At 64.0% G+C, this 19,649-nt stretch carries 22 protein-coding genes; 20 read left to right on the forward strand and 2 right to left on the reverse strand.

Annotated elements, in window-relative coordinates; translation table 11 throughout:
* Positions 1–7 precede the first annotated feature (7 nt).
* The 11 genes from soxZ to H8B03_RS14030 all read left to right on the forward strand — a co-directional run bounded on the left by soxZ (position 8) and on the right by H8B03_RS14030 (position 11,342).
* Positions 8–334, forward strand: a complete 327-nt coding sequence (gene soxZ, locus H8B03_RS13980; protein ID WP_193142491.1) for a thiosulfate oxidation carrier complex protein SoxZ — start codon at positions 8–10, stop codon at positions 332–334.
* Between the two features lie 29 nt (positions 335–363).
* A complete protein-coding gene (gene soxA, locus H8B03_RS13985) occupies positions 364–1,224 on the forward strand; it encodes a sulfur oxidation c-type cytochrome SoxA (protein ID WP_193142492.1) in 861 nt (286 codons plus the stop codon).
* 89 nt (positions 1,225–1,313) lie between these two features.
* Entirely contained in the window at positions 1,314–3,011 is a 1,698-nt protein-coding gene (gene soxB / locus H8B03_RS13990; RefSeq protein ID WP_193142493.1) for a thiosulfohydrolase SoxB, read from the forward strand.
* 46 nt (positions 3,012–3,057) lie between these two features.
* The gene (gene soxC, locus H8B03_RS13995; protein WP_193142494.1) at positions 3,058–4,329 is read left to right on the forward strand and encodes a sulfite dehydrogenase; all 1,272 of its coding nucleotides are present in this window, start codon (positions 3,058–3,060) and stop codon (positions 4,327–4,329) included.
* Entirely contained in the window at positions 4,313–5,359 is a 1,047-nt protein-coding gene (locus H8B03_RS14000; RefSeq protein ID WP_193142495.1) for a c-type cytochrome, read from the forward strand. The genes soxC and H8B03_RS14000 overlap by 17 nt, the downstream gene beginning before the upstream one ends.
* A gap of 4 nt (positions 5,360–5,363) precedes the next feature.
* On the forward strand, positions 5,364–6,071 hold the full coding sequence (locus H8B03_RS14005) for a c-type cytochrome (RefSeq protein ID WP_193142496.1): 708 nt from the start codon (positions 5,364–5,366) through the stop codon (positions 6,069–6,071).
* A 31-nt stretch (positions 6,072–6,102) separates the two neighbouring features.
* Entirely contained in the window at positions 6,103–7,371 is a 1,269-nt protein-coding gene (locus tag H8B03_RS14010) for an NAD(P)/FAD-dependent oxidoreductase (RefSeq protein WP_193142497.1), read from the forward strand.
* A 55-nt stretch (positions 7,372–7,426) separates the two neighbouring features.
* Positions 7,427–7,864 carry a DUF302 domain-containing protein gene (locus H8B03_RS14015; RefSeq protein WP_193142498.1) on the forward strand — a complete coding sequence of 146 codons (438 nt, stop codon included), beginning with the start codon at positions 7,427–7,429 and terminating at the stop codon, positions 7,862–7,864.
* A gap of 81 nt (positions 7,865–7,945) precedes the next feature.
* Positions 7,946–9,025: a YeeE/YedE family protein gene (locus H8B03_RS14020; protein WP_193142499.1), complete on the forward strand. Its 1,080-nt coding sequence runs from the start codon at positions 7,946–7,948 to the stop codon at positions 9,023–9,025.
* Positions 9,026–9,142: 117 nt separating this feature from the next.
* On the forward strand, positions 9,143–9,532 hold the full coding sequence (gene secG, locus H8B03_RS14025; protein ID WP_193142500.1) for a preprotein translocase subunit SecG: 390 nt from the start codon (positions 9,143–9,145) through the stop codon (positions 9,530–9,532).
* A 166-nt stretch (positions 9,533–9,698) separates the two neighbouring features.
* The gene (locus tag H8B03_RS14030) at positions 9,699–11,342 is read left to right on the forward strand and encodes a CTP synthase (protein ID WP_193142501.1); all 1,644 of its coding nucleotides are present in this window, start codon (positions 9,699–9,701) and stop codon (positions 11,340–11,342) included.
* A 20-nt stretch (positions 11,343–11,362) separates the two neighbouring features.
* Here H8B03_RS14030 and H8B03_RS14035 read toward each other — a convergent pair.
* Positions 11,363–12,120, reverse strand: a protein-coding gene (locus H8B03_RS14035) for an IS5 family transposase (RefSeq protein WP_193142502.1) whose coding sequence is annotated in 2 segments (ribosomal slippage) — positions 11,363–11,796 and positions 11,796–12,120 — 759 coding nt in all. Because the reading frame shifts where the segments join, the coding sequence is not laid out codon by codon here.
* A gap of 80 nt (positions 12,121–12,200) precedes the next feature.
* Between H8B03_RS14035 and H8B03_RS14040 the strand changes: the two genes are divergently transcribed.
* Together H8B03_RS14040 and H8B03_RS14045 are read left to right on the forward strand one after the other, a co-directional pair.
* Complete coding sequence (locus H8B03_RS14040; RefSeq protein WP_193142503.1) at positions 12,201–12,845, forward strand: hypothetical protein; 645 nt, start codon at positions 12,201–12,203, stop codon at positions 12,843–12,845.
* Positions 12,842–13,417, forward strand: a complete 576-nt coding sequence (locus tag H8B03_RS14045) for a hypothetical protein (protein WP_193142504.1) — start codon at positions 12,842–12,844, stop codon at positions 13,415–13,417. The genes H8B03_RS14040 and H8B03_RS14045 overlap by 4 nt, the downstream gene beginning before the upstream one ends.
* Positions 13,418–13,507: 90 nt before the next feature.
* Here H8B03_RS14045 and H8B03_RS14050 read toward each other — a convergent pair whose 3' ends face one another.
* A complete protein-coding gene (locus tag H8B03_RS14050) occupies positions 13,508–13,840 on the reverse strand; it encodes a GYD domain-containing protein (protein ID WP_193142505.1) in 333 nt (110 codons plus the stop codon).
* A gap of 139 nt (positions 13,841–13,979) precedes the next feature.
* On the opposite strand from H8B03_RS14050, the gene H8B03_RS14055 reads away from it, so the two are divergent.
* The 7 genes from H8B03_RS14055 to H8B03_RS14085 all read left to right on the forward strand — a co-directional run bounded on the left by H8B03_RS14055 (position 13,980) and on the right by H8B03_RS14085 (position 19,644).
* Positions 13,980–14,234 carry a hypothetical protein gene (locus tag H8B03_RS14055; RefSeq protein ID WP_193142506.1) on the forward strand — a complete coding sequence of 85 codons (255 nt, stop codon included), beginning with the start codon at positions 13,980–13,982 and terminating at the stop codon, positions 14,232–14,234.
* A 122-nt stretch (positions 14,235–14,356) separates the two neighbouring features.
* Positions 14,357–14,797, forward strand: coding sequence for a TerB family tellurite resistance protein (locus H8B03_RS14060; protein ID WP_193142507.1), 441 nt, complete (start codon positions 14,357–14,359; stop codon positions 14,795–14,797).
* 116 nt (positions 14,798–14,913) lie between these two features.
* Positions 14,914–15,687 carry an ABC transporter ATP-binding protein gene (locus tag H8B03_RS14065; protein ID WP_193142508.1) on the forward strand — a complete coding sequence of 258 codons (774 nt, stop codon included), beginning with the start codon at positions 14,914–14,916 and terminating at the stop codon, positions 15,685–15,687.
* Positions 15,688–15,721: 34 nt separating this feature from the next.
* Positions 15,722–16,438 carry a transporter substrate-binding domain-containing protein gene (locus tag H8B03_RS14070; protein WP_193142509.1) on the forward strand — a complete coding sequence of 239 codons (717 nt, stop codon included), beginning with the start codon at positions 15,722–15,724 and terminating at the stop codon, positions 16,436–16,438.
* 170 nt (positions 16,439–16,608) lie between these two features.
* Positions 16,609–17,490, forward strand: coding sequence for an ABC transporter permease (locus H8B03_RS14075; RefSeq protein WP_193142510.1), 882 nt, complete (start codon positions 16,609–16,611; stop codon positions 17,488–17,490).
* Positions 17,487–18,326 carry an ABC transporter permease gene (locus H8B03_RS14080; RefSeq protein WP_193142511.1) on the forward strand — a complete coding sequence of 280 codons (840 nt, stop codon included), beginning with the start codon at positions 17,487–17,489 and terminating at the stop codon, positions 18,324–18,326. The genes H8B03_RS14075 and H8B03_RS14080 overlap by 4 nt, the downstream gene beginning before the upstream one ends.
* Positions 18,327–18,330: 4 nt before the next feature.
* Positions 18,331–19,644, forward strand: a complete 1,314-nt coding sequence (locus H8B03_RS14085) for a glutamine synthetase family protein (protein ID WP_193142512.1) — start codon at positions 18,331–18,333, stop codon at positions 19,642–19,644.
* Positions 19,645–19,649: the final 5 nt, after the last annotated feature.

The following is a 19,649-nucleotide window of genomic DNA, read 5'->3' on the forward strand; positions in this document are numbered from 1 at the left end:
CCAAGAAATGGCATCTGGTGTAAAACCCCGCGTCAAGGTCCCGAAGACCGCCTCGGCTGGCGACACGATCACGATCAAGACCCTGATCAGTCACCCCATGGAAAGCGGTCAGCGCAAGGACAGCGACGGCAACCTTGTCCCGCGTTCGATCATCAATCGCTTCACCTGCGACTTCAACGGCGAGAACGTCATCGACGTGACGCTGGAGCCGTCGATCTCGACGAACCCCTACCTGCAATTCGAGGCCGTGGTGCCCGAAGCCGGGGAGTTCAAGTTCACGTGGTACGACGATGACGGCTCGGTCTACGAAGAAGCCAAGCCGATCACCGTCTGAACCGGCAGCAGGAAATAGGGAGGAACGCGATGGCTCTGGCCACATCAACAAAGATCGCCCTGGGCCTGGCCCTGGCAGGCGGCGTCGCCGCCGGCACGACGGCCTGGGCGGACGAGGATGACATCCTGGTCATCAACGGCGAGACCGAGATCATCACCAAGACCGACGCCCCGGCACATGTCGAGGGGCTCGACACCATCCGGTCGGGCTGGACCTTCCGCACCGTGGAAACCCAGTCCTTGCAGATGGATGATTTCGACAACCCGGCGATGATCTTCGTCGATCAGGGCATCGACAGCTGGAACGCCGCGGATGGCGCCGCCGGCAAATCCTGTGCCGATTGCCACGAAGACCCCGAATCCATGACCGGCCTGCGCACCAAGCTGCCCAAGTGGAACGAGGCCGCCGGCGAAGTCTGGACCATGGAGATGTACATCAACGCCTGCCGGACAGAGCGCATGGAGGCGGAGCCCTGGGGATGGAAATCCCAGCCGATGCTGAACATGACAGCCCTGATCGGCAACCAGTCGCGCGGCCTGCCCATGGCGGTCGAGATCGACGGCCCGGCCCAGGCAACCTGGGAACAGGGCAAAGAGATGTATTACACCCGTTATGGCCAGCTGGAGCTGTCCTGCGCGAATTGTCATGAAGACAATTATGACAACTACATCCGCGCCGATCACCTGAGCCAGGGCCAGACCAACGGCTTCCCGGTTTACCGCCTGAAACAGGCCAACCTGATCGCGGCGCACAACCGCTTCAAGGGCTGCATCCGCGACACCCGCGCCGAGACCTATTCGGAAGGCTCGCCGGAATTCGTGGCGCTGGAACTTTATGTCGCCTCGCGCGGCAACGGGCTTTCGGTCGAAACCCCCGCGGTTCGCAACTGATCTGAAAAACGGGCCGCGTGCCGCTTTCCCCCCTTCCGCCCTGCGGGAGGGGACACCCAAACTTTGTCTGATTTCGGAGTCTCCGCCTCATGATTTCCCGCCGTGATTTCCTTCAGGTCGGCATGGCCGCCTCGGCCGTGCTGGGCGCTTCCGGCTTCGGCAACTGGGCCCGGCTCGCGGCCCAGCAAAGCCTGACCCAGGACCAGCTTCTTGAATTCGACACCTTCGGAAACGTGACGCTGATCCATGTCACCGACATCCATGCCCAACTCAAACCGATCTATTTCCGCGAGCCCGAGATCAATCTTGGCGTCGGTGCGGCGCGCGGACATGTGCCGCACATCACCGGCGCGGACTTTCGCAAGCTTTATGGCATCGAGGATGGCTCACCCTCGGCCTATGCGCTGACCTACAACGATTTCGACGTGCTGGCGCGCAGCTATGGCCGGGTCGGCGGGATGGACCGCGTGGCCACCGTGGTCAAGGCGATCCGAAGCGCCCGCCCCGACGCGCTGCTGCTGGACGGCGGCGACACGTGGCATGGCTCCTACACCTGCTATCAGACCGCGGGCCAGGACATGGTCAACGTGATGAACGCGCTGGCCCCCGACGCCATGACCTTCCACTGGGAATTCACCCTGGGGTCCGAGCGCGTGCGCGAACTGGTCGAGGGCCTGCCTTTCGCGGCACTGGGGCAGAACATCTTCGATCAGGAATGGGACGAGCCGACCGAGGAATTCCCGCCCTACAAGATCTTTGAACGCGGCGGTGCCAAGATCGCTGTCATCGGCCAGGCCTTCCCCTACATGCCCATCGCCAATCCGCGCTGGATGTTCCCCGAATACTCTTTCGGCATCCGCGAAGACCGGATGCAGGAAATGGTCGACGAAGTGCGCGCGGCCGGGGCCGATCTGGTGGTGATGCTGTCGCACAATGGCTTCGACGTGGACAAGAAGATGGCCGGCCGCGTGCAGGGCATCGACGTGATCCTGTCGGGCCACACCCATGACGCCCTGCCCGAACCGGTGCTGGTGGGCGAAACCATCATCGTCGCTTCCGGCTCCAACGGCAAATTTGTCAGCCGCGTCGATCTGGACGTGCGCGATGGCCGGATGATGGGCTTCCGCCACAAGCTGATCCCGATCTTCTCGGATGTCATCACCCCCGATGCCGAAATGGCCAGCGTGATCGACGCCCAGCGCGCCCCCTTCGAAAGCCAGTTGTCCGAGGTGCTGGGCCAGACCGACAGCCTGCTGTACCGCCGGGGCAATTTCAACGGCACATGGGACGACCTGATCTGCGACGCCCTGATCGAGGAACGCGAGGCCGATATCTCGATGTCGCCCGGCGTGCGCTGGGGGCCGTCGGTGCTGCCCGGTCAGGACATCACCCGCGAGGATCTGTGGAATGTCACCTCGATGACCTACGGCAAGGCCTACCGGACCGAGATGACCGGCGAATTCATCCACACCATCCTGGAAGACGTGGGCGACAACCTGTTCAACCCCGACCCCTATTACCAGCAGGGCGGCGACATGGTGCGCATCGGCGGCATGGGCTACGCCATCGACATCACCAAGCCGCAGGGCGAACGCATCAGCGACATGACCCTGCTGAAAACCGGCGAGAAGATCGATCCGGCGAAATCCTATGTGGTGGCCGGCTGGGCCTCGGTCAACGAAGGCACCGAGGGCCCGCAGATCTGGGACGTGGTCGAAAGCTACATCCGCCGCAAGGGCACCGTCACCGTCACCCCGAACACCAGCGTCAAGGTCAGCGGCGCCTGAGCGCCCGGCCCAACGCTGGACAGATCAGCAAGGAGGACCCTCTCCCATGACCGACAAGACCAAGGACCCCGGAACCTCCCGCCGGCAGTTTCTGGGCGGCGCCCTGGCCGCCGGGGGTGCCGTTGCGGGCGCGTCGATGGCGCGCGGCGCCACGCCAGACCCGCTGATCACCGAGGTGCAGGAATGGGCCTCGGGGTTGGGCGACGGGGTGGATGCCACGCCCTACGGCCTGCCGATCCAGTACGAAAGCGACGTGATCCGCCGCAACGTGGAATGGCTGACCGCCGACACCATCAGCTCGATCAACTTCACTCCGATCCACGCGCTGGACGGCACCATCACCCCGCAGGGCTGCGCGTTCGAGCGTCATCATTCGGGCGCGATCGAGCTGCGCAAGGAAGACTACCGGCTGATGATCAACGGGCTGGTCGATACGCCGCTGGTCTTCACCTATGCCGATCTTGAACGCTTTCCCCGCGAACAGCGCACCTTCTTTCTGGAGTGCGCCGCCAACACCGGGATGGAATGGGCCGGCGCGCAACTCAACGGCGCGCAGTTCACCCACGGCATGATCCACAACATGGAATACACCGGCGTCTCGCTTCGCACCTTGCTGAACGAAGCGGGCATCCAGCCCGAGGGCACATGGCTGTATGTCGAAGGGGCCGACGCGTCCTCCAACGGCCGCTCGATCCCGATGGAAAAGGCGCTGGACGATTGCATGATCGCCTTCAAGGCCAATGGCGAGGCCCTGCGCAAGGAGCATGGCTATCCCGTGCGCCTGATCGTGCCCGGCTGGGAAGGCAACATGTGGGTGAAATGGCTGCGCCGCATGGAAGTTGCCGACGCGCCCGTGGAAAGCCGCGAGGAAACCTCGAAATACACCGACACGCTGGCCGATGGCACCTCGCGCAAGTGGACCTGGGTGATGGACGCCAAGTCGGTGGTCACCTCCCCCAGTCCGCAGTCTCCGATCACCCACGGCCCCGGCCCGCTGGTCATCACCGGTCTGGCCTGGTCCGGGCGCGGCGCGATCACCCGCGTCGATGTTTCCCGCGATGGCGGCGTCACCTGGGAAACCGCGCGGCTGGCCGAAGACGGCAAGCCCATGGCGCTGACCCGCTTTTACCTCGACGTGGACTGGCAAGGCGAAGAAATGCTGCTGCAATCGCGCGCCATGGACAGCACCGGCTATGTCCAGCCCACCAAGGCGCAACTGCGCGAGGTGCGCGGGCTGAACTCGATCTACCACAACAACTGCATCCAGACCTGGCACGTAAATGCGAACGGAGAGGCGGAAAATGTCGAAGTCTCGTAATCTGCTGATCGGCTCTGCCCTGCTTTCCGCAACCCTGACGACCCCGGCGCTGGCCGACAAGCTGGGACTGGGCCGCCCGGCCCTGCCCGAGGAAATCGCCGCCTGGGATCTGGACGTGCGCCCCGATGGCACCGGCCTGCCCGACGGCTCGGGCGATGTCTGGACCGGAGAGGAAGTTTTCGCCGACTATTGCGCCGTCTGCCACGGCGACTTTGCCGAAGGCATCGACAACTGGCCCAAGCTGGCCGGGGGTGCCAACACGCTCGACCACGACGACCCGCTCAAGACCGTCGGTTCCTATTGGCCCTACCTGTCGACCACATGGGACTATGTGAACCGTTCGATGCCCTTCGGCGCGGCGCAGACCCTGTCGGCGGATGATGTCTATGCCATTGTCGCCTATATCCTGTATTCCAACGATCTGGTGGACGATGACTTCGTCCTGTCGAAAGACACGTTCTTCGATGTCGAGATGCCCAACGCCGACGGCTTCATCATCGACGACCGCGACAGCGCCGAAGCGCATTTCTGGACCGAGACCCCCTGCATGGAGGCCTGCAAGGACAGCGTCGAAGTCACCATGCGCGCCATGGTGCTGGATGTGACCCCGGACGAAACCGCCGCTGCCGAGGATACGGAAGCCGAGGTCGAAGAGGCTGTCGAGTTGGCCGAAGCCGCCGAGACCCAGGAGCCGGAGGTCATGGCGCCCGATCCCAAACTGGTCGCCGCCGGCGAGAAGGTGTTCAAGAAGTGCAAGGCCTGCCACCAGGTTGGCGACGGCGCCACCAACCGCGTCGGCCCGGTGCTGACCGGCATCGTTGGCGGTGCGGCCGGGGCCGTGCCGGACTTCAAGTATTCCAAGCCCCTGCAAGTCGCCGCCGAGGACGGGTTGGTCTGGACCGACGCCGAACTGGCCGCCTTTCTGGCCGATCCCAAGGGCTACATGAAGGGCACCAAGATGTCCTTTGCCGGGCTGCGCAAGGAAGCCGACATCGACGCGGTGATCGCCTACCTGCAAGCGGCCCCCTAGGCCGATGGCGCGGCTCTGCCTGTTGCTGGGTTTCACCCTGGGCCTGCTGGCTCCGGGCGCCCATGCCGCCGGTCAGATCGGCGACGCCTCCCGCGGCCAGACGCTGTTCTCCCAGTGCAGCGGCTGCCATCAGGTCGGTGCCGGGGCGATCAACCGCGTCGGCCCCCATCTGAACAACATCTATGGCCGTCCTGCCGCCGGGCTGGACGGCTTTGCCTATTCCAAAAGCATGGTGCGCGCCGGGGCCGACGGGCTGGTCTGGCATCTCGACACCATCGATGCCTATCTGGAAAACCCCCGCGCGCTGGTCAGCCGCACCCGGATGAGCTTTCGCGGCTTTTCCGATCCCCAGGACCGGGCCGACGTGATGGCCTACCTGCGCCGCTTTACCGCCAGCCCGCAGGACATCCCCGAGGCCGAACCGACCGCCCGCGCCGATTTGCCCGATCTCGATCCGGCGATCCTGGCGATCGAGGGCGACCCGGACTACGGTGCCTATCTGTCCAGCGAATGCAGCACCTGCCATCAGCGCGACGGCGGCGACGCCGGCATCCCGGCGATCACGCTCTGGCCCGAAGAGGACTTCGTGGTCGCCATGCACGCCTACAAGCAGAAGCTGCGCCCGCACCCGGTGATGCAGATGATGGCCGGACGGCTGTCGGATGAAGAGATCGCCGCGCTGGCCGCCTATTTCGCCCGGCTGGAGGAGTGACCGGCCCCATTCCCGCAAGGAGGAGACCCCGATGACCCTGAACAGACGCCATTTCCTGGCCGCGACCGCCGCGGCCACCGCAACCGCCAGCCTGTCCGCGCCGATGCTGCGCGCCCAGGGCAAGCCACGCGTGGTGGTGATCGGCGGCGGCGCCGGCGGGGCCACCGCCGCGCGCTATATCGCCAAGGACAGCCAGGGCGCCATCGACGTGACGCTGGTCGAACCCTCGCGCACCTATTTCACCTGCTTCTTCTCGAACCTCTACATGGCCGGGTTCACCGGGCTTGAGGACATCGCCCATACCTATGGCGGGCTGGCTGTGGGGGGGGTCAACGTGGTCCACGACTGGGCCACCGGCGTCGACCGTGACACCCGGATGGTGACACTGGCCAGCGGTGCCGTGCTGCCCTACGACCGGCTGATCCTTTCGCCCGGCATCGACTTTGTCGAGGGTGCGGTGCCCGGCTGGTCGGTGGCCGCCCAGAATGCCATGCCGCACGCCTACAAGGCCGGGTCGCAAACCCAGCTTCTGAAAGCCCAGATCGCGGCGATGCCCGAAGGCGGCACCTTTGCGATGATCGCCCCGCCCAACCCCTACCGCTGCCCCCCCGGCCCTTACGAACGGGTGTCGATGGTCGCCCATGTGCTGTCGCAGTCCAATCCCACCGCGAAAATCCTGATCGTCGATCCCAAGGAGAACTTCTCGAAACAGGGGCTGTTCGAGGAAGGCTGGGAACATCACTACCCCGGCATGATCTCGCGAATCGGCCCCGATTTCGGCGGCGACGTGGTCGAGGTGCGCCCCGACAGCATGGAGATCGTCATCGACGGCGAGGTCGAGAAGGTCGATGTGGCCAATGTCATCCCCGCCCAGAAGGCCGGCCGCATCGCGGAACTGGCCGGGATCACCAATGACGCCGGCTGGGCGCCGGTGATCCCCGCCACCATGCAAAGCCGGATGGACGAGAACATTCACGTCCTGGGCGATGCCAGCCAGCAGGGCGACATGCCGAAATCGGGCTTTTCCGCCAACAGCCAGGCCAAGGTCGCAGCCATGGCCGTGCGCGGGGCGCTGACCGGCTCCAAGGTGTTCCCGGCGCGGTTCTCCAACACCTGCTGGTCGCTGATCGCCACCGACGACGGCGTCAAGGTCGGCGCCTCCTATCAGGCCACCGATGAGAAAATCGCCAAGGTGGACGGCTTCATCAGCCAGACCGGCGAAGACGCCAACCTGCGCAAGGCCACCTACGAGGAAAGCCTCGGCTGGTACGCCGGTATCACCGCCGACATGTTCGGCTGAACGTCCCCGCCTTCGGGGTCCGGCCCCGAAGGCCCCTCTTCAAAGGAAACCCCTCATGCGGTTGACCAAAGCCCTCGCCCCTCTCGCCCTGCTGGCCGCCCCCCTTGCCGCGCAAGCCGACGGTGTCACCACCTATCCTTTCGACGGCAGTTTCGAAGACGCCACTTTCGCGGTGGAAACCGCCATCGTCGGCAAGGGGCTGGTGATCGACTATGTCAGCCACGTGGGCGAGATGCTGGCCCGCACCGGCGCCGATGTCGGTTCCGAGGTGACGCTGTTCGCGGCGGCGGATGTGTTCCTGTTCTGCTCGGCCGTGACCTCGCGCACGGTGATGGAGGCCGACCCGATGAACATCGCCCATTGCCCCTATGGCATCTTCGTGGCCGATCGCGACGGCGACGTCGTGATCGGCTACCGCCACTATCCCGACGGCGCCATGCAGGAGGTTCAAAGCCTGCTGGACGACATCGCGACCGAGGCCGCCGCCTTCTGACCCCGAGGCCTTGACGCATGTCATGGCAAAGGACCGCGGCGGGCCGCAGGCTGGCCGCATCACACCGCAGGGATGCCCCGGATGCTTGAAGAGCTGCTCAACACCTATGGCGACGCCGAGGTTCTGGCGACGCTCGGCCTGATCGTCGGCCTGCTGTTCGGCGCGTCGGCCCAGCATTCCCGGTTCTGCCTGCGCGCCGCCACCATCGAGGTCGGCAGCGGTCAGGCCGGGCCGCGTCTGGGGGTCTGGCTGATCGTCTTCGCCGCCGCCCTGCTGCTGACCCAGGGCGCGGTGCTGCTGGGCTGGCTGGACACCGGGCAGTCCCGGCAGATCGCCGCATTGGGCAGCCTGTCGGGCGCCATCATCGGCGGGCTGATGTTCGGCGCGGGCATGATCCTGGCGCGCGGTTGCGCCTCGCGTCTGCTGGTGCTCTCGGCCACCGGCAACATGCGGGCGCTGGTCACCGGGCTGGTGCTGACCATCGTGGCGCAGGCCGCCTATCGCGGGATCCTGTCGCCAAGCCGCGAAGCGCTGTTCAACATCTGGACCGTGGACGGCGGTCCTGCCCGTGACCTGCTGGCGGTGCTGGGGCTGGACCGTGGCCTGGGGCTGGCGCTGGGGGCGATGCTGCTGGCGCTGGGGGTCTGGCTGGTGCTGCGCAGCCCCATGGGTGCCTCGCGCCTCCTTGCGGCCTTCGGCGTGGGGCTTGCGGTGGCTCTGGGCTGGGTCGGCACATACGCGGTGGCACAACTGTCGTTCGAACCCGTCTCGGTCTCAAGCGTCACCTTCACCGGCCCTTCCACCGACACGCTGATGGCGCTGATCAACGAACGCGGCCTGACCCTGTCGTTCTCGCTGGGGCTGGTGCCGGGGGTGTTTCTGGGCTCGGCCCTGACCGCCTTGCTGACCGGAGAATTCAAGCTGCAGCGGTTCGACTCCAGCACCCGCATGGAACGCTACCTCGTGGGCGCGGTTTTGATGGGCTTCGGCTCGATGCTGGCGGGCGGCTGTGCGGTGGGTGCGGGCGTTTCGGGCGGCGCAATCTTCGCGCTGACCGCCTGGCTGGCGGTGTTCAGCATGTGGGTGGGCGCGCTGCTCACCTCGGCGCTGCTGGACCATTTCGACCGCAACAGCACCCGACAGCCGCGCCCGGCCGAATGATACCGCGCCGCATTCAGCCCCCCAAGGTCGGAAACTGGCCCGCAAGTCGCCAGACCGGGCTTGCGGTATTGCGGTACATCCCATAAGTAGCCACCTGATCCAACGAAGGCCCGGTTCATGGAAAACGTCCTGCTCATCGTCCATCTCATTCTGGCACTCAGCCTGATCGGCGTGGTGCTTCTGCAACGCTCCGAAGGGGGCGGTCTGGGCATGGGCAGCAGCGGCGGCGGCGGCGGCGTGATGTCCAGCCGCGGCGCGGCCACGGCCCTTGGCAAGCTGACATGGGCCTTTGCCATCGCCTTCATCGCGACCTCGATCACCCTGACCATCGTCGCGGCCAAGAATTCCGCCGGCAGCTCGGTTCTGGACCGCGTGACCGCCCAGCCCGAGGTGACCGCACCGGCCGTTGACGAGACCGCGCCGCCGCCGACCCTGCCCGGCGCCGAAGGCGGCCTGCTGCCGCCCAGCACCGGCGATGCCCCGGCCCTGCCGCCGCGCGCCGAGTGATCCGGACGGCCCTTCCGGCCCCTATCCACTGAAATCGACACCGCAACATTCACAGGATGTTGCGGATCACCCCTAAATCTTGTACTTCTTGAATCCCGTGATGCAGCGTTTCGCAGCAGCGAAGCGCTTTTGCCGAATCGAGCTCGTCGCGGGGGAGCAGCCAAACATGACACGTTACATCTTCATCACCGGCGGTGTGGTTTCTTCGCTTGGCAAGGGACTGGCCTCGGCGGCCCTTGGCGCGCTCCTGCAGGCCCGCGGCTTCACCGTCCGGCTGCGCAAGCTCGATCCCTATCTGAACGTCGATCCCGGCACCATGTCGCCCTTCGAACACGGCGAGGTCTTCGTCACCGACGACGGCGCCGAAACCGACCTCGACCTTGGCCACTATGAACGCTTCACCGGCGTCGCCGCCCGCGCCACCGACAGCGTCAGCTCGGGCCGCATCTATTCCAACGTGCTGGAGAAGGAACGCCGCGGCGACTACCTCGGCAAGACCATCCAGGTGATCCCGCATGTCACCAACGAGATCAAGGAGTTCATCGACATCGGCGACGGCGAGGTCGATTTCATGCTCTGCGAGATCGGCGGCACCGTCGGCGACATCGAAGGCCTGCCCTTCTTCGAAGCCATCCGCCAGTTCAGCCAGGACAAGGCGCGTGGCCAATGCCTGTTCATGCACCTCACCCTGCTGCCCTTCATCAAGGCCAGCGGCGAGCTGAAGACCAAGCCGACCCAGCACAGCGTCAAGGAGTTGCGCTCCATCGGTCTGGCCCCCGACATCCTGGTGTGCCGCTCCGAAGGGCCGATCCCGGCGAAAGAACGCGAGAAGCTGGCCCTGTTCTGCAACGTCCGCCCCGAGGCGGTGATCGCCGCACAGGACCTGACCTCGATCTACGACGCGCCGCTGGCCTATCACGCCGAGGGGCTGGACCAGGCGGTTCTGGACGCCTTCATGATCTCGCCCGCGCCGCGCCCCAACATGGCCCGCTGGGACGACGTGCACGACCGCATCGTCCATGCCGAAGGCGAGGTCCGCGTCGCCATCGTCGGCAAGTACATCCAGCTGGAAGACGCCTATAAATCCATCGCCGAGGCCCTGACCCATGCCGGCATGGCCAACCGCGTCAGGGTCCGCGCCGAATGGATCGACGCCGAGATCTTCGAAAAGGAAGACCCGGCCCCGCATCTGGAAGGCTTCCACGCCATCCTCGTCCCCGGCGGCTTCGGCGAGCGCGGCACCGAGGGCAAGATCAAGGCCGTCGAATTCGCCCGCACCCGCAAGATCCCCTATTTCGGCATCTGCCTGGGCATGCAGATGGCGGTGATCGAGGCGGCGCGCAACCTGGCCGGCATCCCCGACGCCGGATCGGAAGAATTCGACGACGAGGCCGGCGAGGCCCGCTTCACCCCGGTGGTCTATCACCTGAAGGAATGGATCCAGGGCAACCACACGGTCGCGCGCAAGAAGACCGACGCCAAGGGCGGCACCATGCGGCTGGGCGCCTATACCGCGCATCTGAAAGAAGGCTCCACCGTGGCCAAGGCCTATGGCACCACGGTGATCGAGGAACGCCACCGCCACCGTTACGAGGTGGACATGAGCTTCCGCGCCGCACTGGAAGACCACGGGCTGGTGTTCTCGGGCGTCTCGCCCGACGGCCGCCTGCCCGAGATCGTCGAGGTCAAGGACCACCCCTGGTTCATCGGCGTCCAGTTCCACCCCGAGCTGAAAAGCAAACCCTTCGCCCCCCATCCGCTGTTTGCGGATTTCGTGCGGGCGGCGAAGGATGTGAGCAGGCTAGTCTAGGGTCAGGACTCGTTCTTGTCTCAAAGCCAGAACATGACGGTTGCGGCCAATGCGATGGCTGAGAGGAAGACTTTTGGGCACCGGTCGTAGCGAGTGGCCACACGCCGCCAGTCTTTCAGTCTTCCGAACATGATCTCGATGCGGTTGCGGCGCTTGTATCGACGCTTGTCATACTTGATGGCTGTCTTGCGCTGCTTTCGGCCGGGGATACAGGCTCGTATCCCCTTGTCTTTCAATGCTTCTCTGAACCAGTCTGCGTCATAGCCCCGGTCCCCGAGCAGCCACTCGGCATTCGGCAGGCTGCTCACCAATGCCCGTGCGCCGATGTAATCGCTCACCTGCCCGGCGGTGACGAAGAGATTGATTGGTCGCCCCAGGCTGTCGCAGACGGCGTGCAGCTTTGTATTCATACCGCCCTTGGTTCGGCCGATCAGGCGGCCACGCCCCCCTTTTTAACGCCCAGGCTGGACGCGGTGCGGTGTGCCTTCAGATACGTCGCGTCGATCATCACGGTCTTTTCTTCACTGTGTTCGGCGGCCAGCCCAGCCATCATCCTCGCGAAAACACCTTTGTCACTCCACCGCTTCCAGCGGTTGTACAAGGTCTTGTGCGGACCGTATGCGGCAGGCGCATCCCGCCAACGTAAGCCATTGCGGTTGATGAAGATAATTCCGCTCAACACGCGACGATCATCGACGCGGGGCTTGCCGTGAGACTTGGGAAAGAAAGGCGCAAGCCGCGCCATCTGCGCGTCGCTAAGCCAGAAGAGATCAGACATGTCACCGCTCGTTTTTCGAACGGTGAATCACGCTGATCGCCGGAAATCAATGGGTCCTGAGCCTAGACCAAGGATCACCATTGCGGAACATAGGTGATTTTCTCCAATCAGTTTTCGAACTGATCCGCGAAATCATTCGCCGACCATGGCCAGTGAAAGCTGCGGCCCTACTTGTTTCTGCTGGCGTTGCAAAGATGACGGTTGTTTGGTGGATTCCATTCATTGAACCCCTTTTTCAAAAGCATTTCGATGTCGAACCCGATAGTGCGTCAAATTTCGAACAAGGCCTTGTCCTGATTGGAATAGGCATATTCGTGTACTTTCTGCACTATTTCTCTTCAGCGCAGAAACCTCCCGAATCCACGCAGGAAGAACGACCGGAACCTGATCGTCGCATTGCGGCACAGATCCGAAACAAATCCCCACTATCATTGGCTGACCCTTTGCATCCTTTCGTCCCGGTCCTCTCTACAGATACAGCGCGCCAACGAACGCAACATTTGGTTGAAATCTTGACCCAAGATGGGGTAAAATTCAAAGATCGTGAACTGGATGCTCAGCGAAAAAAGATCGTTGGACAAGCCCGCGAGTTTCTTCACCGGTTAAATGGGCCGCTAGCTATTTCTGAGGACTTCGCAGCCTCGGCAAGTGGCCTAAGTCAAGCTCGTCTAATTGACCAACAGCTTTCTGAACTGATATCCAAAGCTGCAGGGAACGAACAATGACGCAATTTGACCCGCAAGACGGAATCCGCAAGCTCGTCGACGGATTTTTAGAAGACGTGACCAGTTATCACCGGCAAAGGCGCGTCATGTTCCTATGCGGGGTTATTCTTCTTGTCCTTTTGATCCTCGCACGCGCATTTGGCACAGCTCCGCTATATTCTTCAAAACTTGAGAATGAAGCGGTCTTTTTGCGAACAGAAGTGGCAGACCTAGACACGCGGCTCGGCAGTCACAGTTCCAGCACCGAAGGCCAGTTTGATTTCAATATATCTAACGAAGATATTGAAAAAATTTTGACAAAACAGACCGAGATTCTCGCCCGAACAGAGTTGCTTGTGGCCGAGGCAAAGCGCTTGGCAGACACGGATTTCAAACACGACGACCAGTTGTTCTACTTTATGGCCGGAATGTCTGCGATCTTGATCTTGGGCGCCGTGGGCCCCGGTATCATTTTCGGCACACGCTACGGTCATAAATTGTTGCAGACTTTGGAATCCAGCGAAGCGAGACGTATGCAAACGCCGGACATCCAAGGGGACAGTCCCCGGCAGAATTCGCCCGGAAGCGATTGAACCTCGGTCAACTCTCCGCGTCCGACTGGGTGTCCGACATTTATCAAGAAACATCACCAAAACTGTTTCATACCGTCCCCAAGACCCCCCTCAATCCCCCGGCTTGCGATAGCTCGCCGCCGCCGCTCCGGCGGCCTTCGCGATCTCGGCGAATTCCGCCGGGGTCCAGGCGCGCACGGTCTGCATGCCGGTCCCGGCCCCCGACGCGCCGGCCACCATCGCCGCGGCCACCGCCGCGTTGGGATCGTCCGACTCGACGATCATCAGGATGTCGCGCTCGCCGGCCGTAAAATACAGATCCTTCAGCGTGGCACCGGTGGCGGTGAACAGCGCGCCCAGCGCCGCGCGGCGATCCTCGGGCTTGTCGATCATCCCCTGAATGCTCTGCTGCGTCAGATTGGCGGTCATGATGAATGTTGGCATCGGTCGTTTCTCCCCTTGATTGACCTTGCGTCATTTTAGCACAGTTTCGCCCCGCAGCAGAGAGCCCACTGGGGTGATTCCCGCATGGACCGGTCCGAATTTCCCGCTAGGGTAACCAAAACACTCAGGAGACCTTGCCATGACCCCCACCCGTTTCGCCCTGTTTGCCGCCCTGCCGCTGTTGGCCGCCTGTGTCGTGCCGGCCCCCTTCGTTTCGGCCTATAACGGCGACAGCGTGACCGTGACCCTGCCGGCGGGCGGCGCCGTGGGGTCGGCCTATACGATGGCGACGCAAACCTGTCAGCGCGGCGGCAAGGGCACCTCGCAACTGGCGTCGTCCAAGGCGCTGCCCGGCTACGGCGGCACCGAATTCCTGTTCCTCTGCCTCGACTGAGGCCGCCGCCCGGATCCGGCGGGCAGCCATACGTCCGCCATACCTTTTCCAGACGCTTTCCAGACGCGGGTTTTGCCATTTCAGGGCTTGGCCCGCGCCGCTCACCGGCCTAGCCTGCGGCCATGTTTGGAACGCTTCTGAAAGGCCTGATGGCCCCCGATCCCAAGCCGCTGCCCGATGCCGACGCAAGGCTGGCGCTGGCGGCGCTTCTGGTGCGCGTGGCACGCTCGGACGGCGATTATGCCGATGCCGAGATCGACCGCATCGACCGTATCCTTGCCACCCGCTATGGCCTGTCGCCCTTCGAGGCCACGGATCTGCGCGCAAAGGGCGAGGCGCTGGAGGCCCAGGCCCCCGACACCGTGCGTTTCACCCAGGCGATCAAGGAGGCCGTGCCCTACGAGGACCGCACCGCAGTGCTGGAAGCCCTCTGGGCCGTGGTGCTGGCCGATGGCGCCCGCGACGGCGAAGAGGACAGCGTGTTGCGCATGGTCGCCAGCTTCCTGGGCGTCAACGATCGCGACAGCAACCTTGCGCGCCAGCGCGTACAATCGAAGCTCTGACGCGGCGTCATACTGTTCACACGCGGGTTTTTCCGCCGTACCAGCCCGGCAAGCCTTGTATTCCTGCCCTTTTTACACCGTAATCCCCGGATGAATCGCGCAAGGGGTGGGCAAGCGTGGCGACAGAACCGGTCATCGAAATCCGAGAGCTTCACAAGGCCTATGGTCAGTTGGAGGTTCTCAAGGGCGTGTCGATCAATGCCCACAAGGGCGATGTGGTCTCGCTGATCGGCTCGTCCGGGTCCGGGAAATCCACCATCCTGCGCTGCCTTAACCTGCTGGAAGACAGCCAGCGCGGCGAGATCCTGTTCGATGGCGAACCCATCACCTGGAAGGGCGAGGGCCACAATCGCCGCCCCGCCGATGCCAAGCAGGTGCTGCGGGTGCGCACCAACCTGTCGATGGTGTTTCAGCAATTCAACCTTTGGGCGCATCTGACGGTTCTAGAAAACGTCATGGAAGCCCCCGTCACGGTGCTGCGCCAGGACAAGGCCGAGGTCGAGGCGCGCGCGCGCGGGTTGCTCGACAAGGTCGGCATCGGCGACAAATGCGATGTCTACCCGGCGCAGATGTCCGGCGGCCAGCAACAGCGCGCCGCCATCGCCCGCGCGCTCTGCATGGAGCCGCAGGCGCTTCTGTTCGACGAGCCGACCTCGGCGCTCGACCCCGAGCTTGAACAGGAAGTCATCAAGGTTATCAAGGATCTGGCCGCTGAAGGCCGCACCATGCTGATCGTGACCCACGACATGCGCATGGCCCGCGACATCTCCAGCCACGTGGTGTTCCTGCACCATGGGCTGATCGAGGAACAGGGGCCGCCCGAGACGTTGTTCGATGCACCGGGCTCGGACCGGCTGCGCCAGTTCCTGTCCCATTCTCAACCGGCGTAGACCGGGTCCAACCAAACCAACACGGGAGTTTTCTATGAAAAAACTGCTACTTGGCACCGCCGCCCTGGCGCTGACCGCAACTGTTGCCACAGCGGATGTGGTGCGCATGGGCACCGAAGGCGCCTACCCTCCGTACAACTTCATCAATGATGCGGGCAACGTCGACGGCTTCGACGTTGACGTCGGCAACGAAGCCTGCGCCCGCGCCAACCTGACCTGTGAATGGGTCACCAACGAATGGGACAGCATCATCCCCAACCTCGTGTCGGGCAACTACGACACCATCGTCGCGGGCATGTCGATCACCGCCGAACGCGACGAGGTCATCGATTTCACCCAGAACTATGCGCCGCCGGATCCCTCGGCCTATGTTGCCATGTCCGAGGACGTGGACCTGAACGCTGGCGTGATCGCGGCCCAGACCGGCACGATCCAGGCCAGCCATGTGGCCGAAAGCGGGGCGACGCTGGTGGAATTTTCCACGCCAGACGAAACCATCGCCGCGGTGAAGAACGGCGAAGTGGACGCGGTGATTGCCGACAAGGGGTTTCTTGAGCCCTTCGTGGCCGAAGATGCCGACCTGATGTTCGTCAGCGAAGACGTGATCCTGGGCGGCGGCCTGGGCATCGGCCTGCGTGAAAGCGACGGCGATTTGAAAGCCACGCTGGACGCCGCGATCCAGTCCATGAAGGACGACGGCACGCTGAACGAGCTGATCCAGAAATGGCTGCCCGCCAGCGCCTTGTTCTGATCCGGTCACGCGACCAGACGTGAGATTGCCAGGCGGCCCGGTTGATCCCTCGACCGGGCCGCTCCATGACAGGGCACGGCTGCAAATGGCGTTGGTTGCCGGGTGACAAGCCCCAAGACCGCCGCCATACTGCACCGACTGTCCCACGACGATGATCGGTTCCGCTCTCAGTGTTCGACTTCTGCACAGACCCCGACGCGATTGAAGGAATGACCTGGCTTGCCTGTTACCTGACCACGGGCAAGCACATGGCGTTCTACACCTCCTTCGGGACGGTGCTGCTGTTGCTTGCGATCACGGCCCCCATCGCGCTGCTGTTCGGCTTTTTCGGTGCTGTTGCAGCCCGGTCGCAGATTGCGCCGCTGCGTTGGCTGGGCAAGGGCTATACCGCCATGGTGCGCGGCGTGCCGGACATCGCGTTTTTCCTGTTCGTACCGATCGCCATGGATCAGGGGTTCGAATGGCTGCGGCACAAGACCAAATGCCCCGACTGGGAATTCCCGGTGCGCCAGGGCAGCGACTTCGTGGTCTGCGATATCGCCAAGCTGCCGCAATCAAGCTCGGCCCAATGGGTGCATGAGGCTTATGGCTTCACGCTGGCGGTGCTGGCCTTCGCGGTGGTGTTCGGCGCCTTTGCGGCCAACGTGTTGTATGGCGCCATGAACGCGGTGCCGCGCGGACAGGTGGAAACCGCCGAGGCCTATGGCATGTCCCGGCATCAGACTTTCTGGCGCATCGTGGTGCCGCAGATGTGGGTCTATGCCCTGCCCGGCCTGTCGAACCTCTGGCAGATCCTGATCAAGGCGACACCGCTGCTGTTCCTGCTGGGGGTCGAGGATATCGTCTATTGGGCGCGGGAACTGGGCGGTTCGAAAACCTCGACCTACGCCTATCCGCATCCCGACTGGCGGCTGTATTACTTCACGGCGCTACTGGTCTTCTACCTGACCCTGACCTCGCTGTCGGAACGGTTCTTCTCGGGCATGACGACCCGCCTGTCCCGTGGGCAGGCCACCATGGGCGGCGACGCCCAGCGAAAGGCCGAGGCATGAGCTGCTGGGACACCATTCAGGACTATGGCCTGCGGTCCATTGGCATTGGCGAACGCCTGTTGCCGAAATCCGACTTCACCCTGTGCCAGCAGTTCACGCTGATCGGCTCGGGCATGCTGTGGAATATCTATTTCGGGCTGCTGGCGCTGTTGCTGGGGTTTTTCCTGGCCACTGCCGTGGCTCTTGGCAAGGCTGCGCCCAACCCGCTGATCCGCAAGCCGTCAGAATGGTTCATCTTCCTGTTCCGTGGCTCGCCCCTGTTCATCCAGTTCTTCCTGGCCTACCAGGCCTTCGTGATGCTGCCGCGCAACGGGATCGAGATCAATCTGGGCATTGTCGAACTGACCGCCCAGACCCGCTGGTTGACCAAGGCCTGGGCCGGGGCGCTGATCGTGCTGTTCCTGAACACGTCGGCCTATGCCGGGGAAATCTTCTATGGCGCCCTGCGCTCGGTCCCGAAGGGAGAGCTTGAGGCCGCCGACGCTTACGGCCTGTCGGGCTGGGCCAAGTTCCGGCGCATCACCTGGCCCACCATGCTGCGGCTGGCCTGGCCATCCTACACCAACGAGGCGATCTTCCTGTTCCATGCCACGGCGCTGGTGTTCTTTTCGGGCTTTCCGGCCTGGCAACAGATGGGCGACGCGCTGTATTACGCGAATTACTTCGCCGACAAGACCTTCAACCCCTTCGTGCCCTACCCCATCTTCGCGGGCTATTTCATCGTGCTGACCCTCTGCGTTATCGCGCTGTTCGGCTATATCAACCGGCGCCTGAACCGGCACCTTCCGGCCACGCAACGGCGCCGCCTGCGCATCCGCCCGCAAGTCATCCGGTAACGCCATGGAGATCGAGACCAAAAGCCTGCGCACCGCCTGTGCCGATCTCAACGGCCAGATGCGCGGCAAGCGTCTGCCGGGCTCTCAGGCGGCGATGCTGGAATACGGTGGCCAGCGGATGCCGCTGTCGGCACTGTCGCTGGACATCTGGGGCCGCGATGTCGAAGACAGCCCGCTGGTCTTTGCCTCGGGCGATGCCGACGGGCAGTTGCGCTGCACCGAGCGCGGCCCGGTGCTGATGCCCTGGCTGGACCAGCCCGCCACCCTGATCCCCATGTGGATGTATACCGAAGACGGCAATCCGTTTCAGGCCGATCCGCGCCACGCGCTGGCCCGCGTGCTGAAGCGCTTCGACCGCAAGGGCTGGAAGGTGGTGGCGGGCACCGAGATCGAATTCACCCTGGTGGACGACCGCACCGGCAAGCTGGCCCCGGTGCATGCGCCCGGCGTCGGACGGCCCCTGTTCGCGGGCGAGATCACCGGCGTGGCCGAGATGGACCGCTTCGCCGCCTTCTTCGATGACCTGTACGACGGCGCCGAGGCCATGGGGCTACGCCCGCTGGCGGCGTCTTCCGAGGGCGGGATCGGGCAGTTCGAGGTCAGCCTGCAGCACGGACCCGCCATGCGCATGGCCGATGACACCTGGCTGTTCAAGACTTTGGTGCGCGGCATGGCACGCAAGCACGGCATGGCCGCAACCTTCCTGGCCAAGCCCTTCGACGGCGACGCGGGCAACGGGCTGCATGTGCATTTCTCGATCACCGACAGCAAGGGCCGCAACCTGTTCGACAACGGCGTGATGACCGGCACCGCACTGCTGCATCACGCGGTGGCCGGGCTGATCGCGGGCATGCCGGGCGCCACGCTGATCTTCGCGCCCCACGCCCACAGCTATGACCGGTTCGCGCCCTACAGCCATGCCCCCACCGGCGCCAGCTGGGGCTACGAGAACCGCACCACCGCCATCCGCATTCCCGGCGGCGCCAACGCCCATCGCCGGATCGAGCATCGCATGGCCGGCAGCGACACCAATCCCTATCTGGTGATGGCCGCCATCCTGGGCGCGGCCTTCATGGGGCTGGAAGACGAGTTGACCCCGCCCGAGCCGATCATGGGCAATGCCTATGGCCAGCGCGTGTTGATGATCCCCACCGACTGGGACGAGGCCATCGCCCGCTGGGAATCCTCGCCCAAGATGGCCCGGATCTTTCCCGGCCTGCTGATCGACATGCTGCAACGGCTGAAACGTCAGGAACAGCGGCTGTGCGAGGGCCTGTCGCCCGAACGGCTGGCGCTGGAAACCTTCGAGGCCGTCTGAACACT

The sequence above is a fragment of the Meridianimarinicoccus sp. MJW13 genome, from assembly GCF_014901205.1.
Taxonomy (GTDB): Bacteria; Pseudomonadota; Alphaproteobacteria; order Rhodobacterales; family Rhodobacteraceae; genus Meridianimarinicoccus.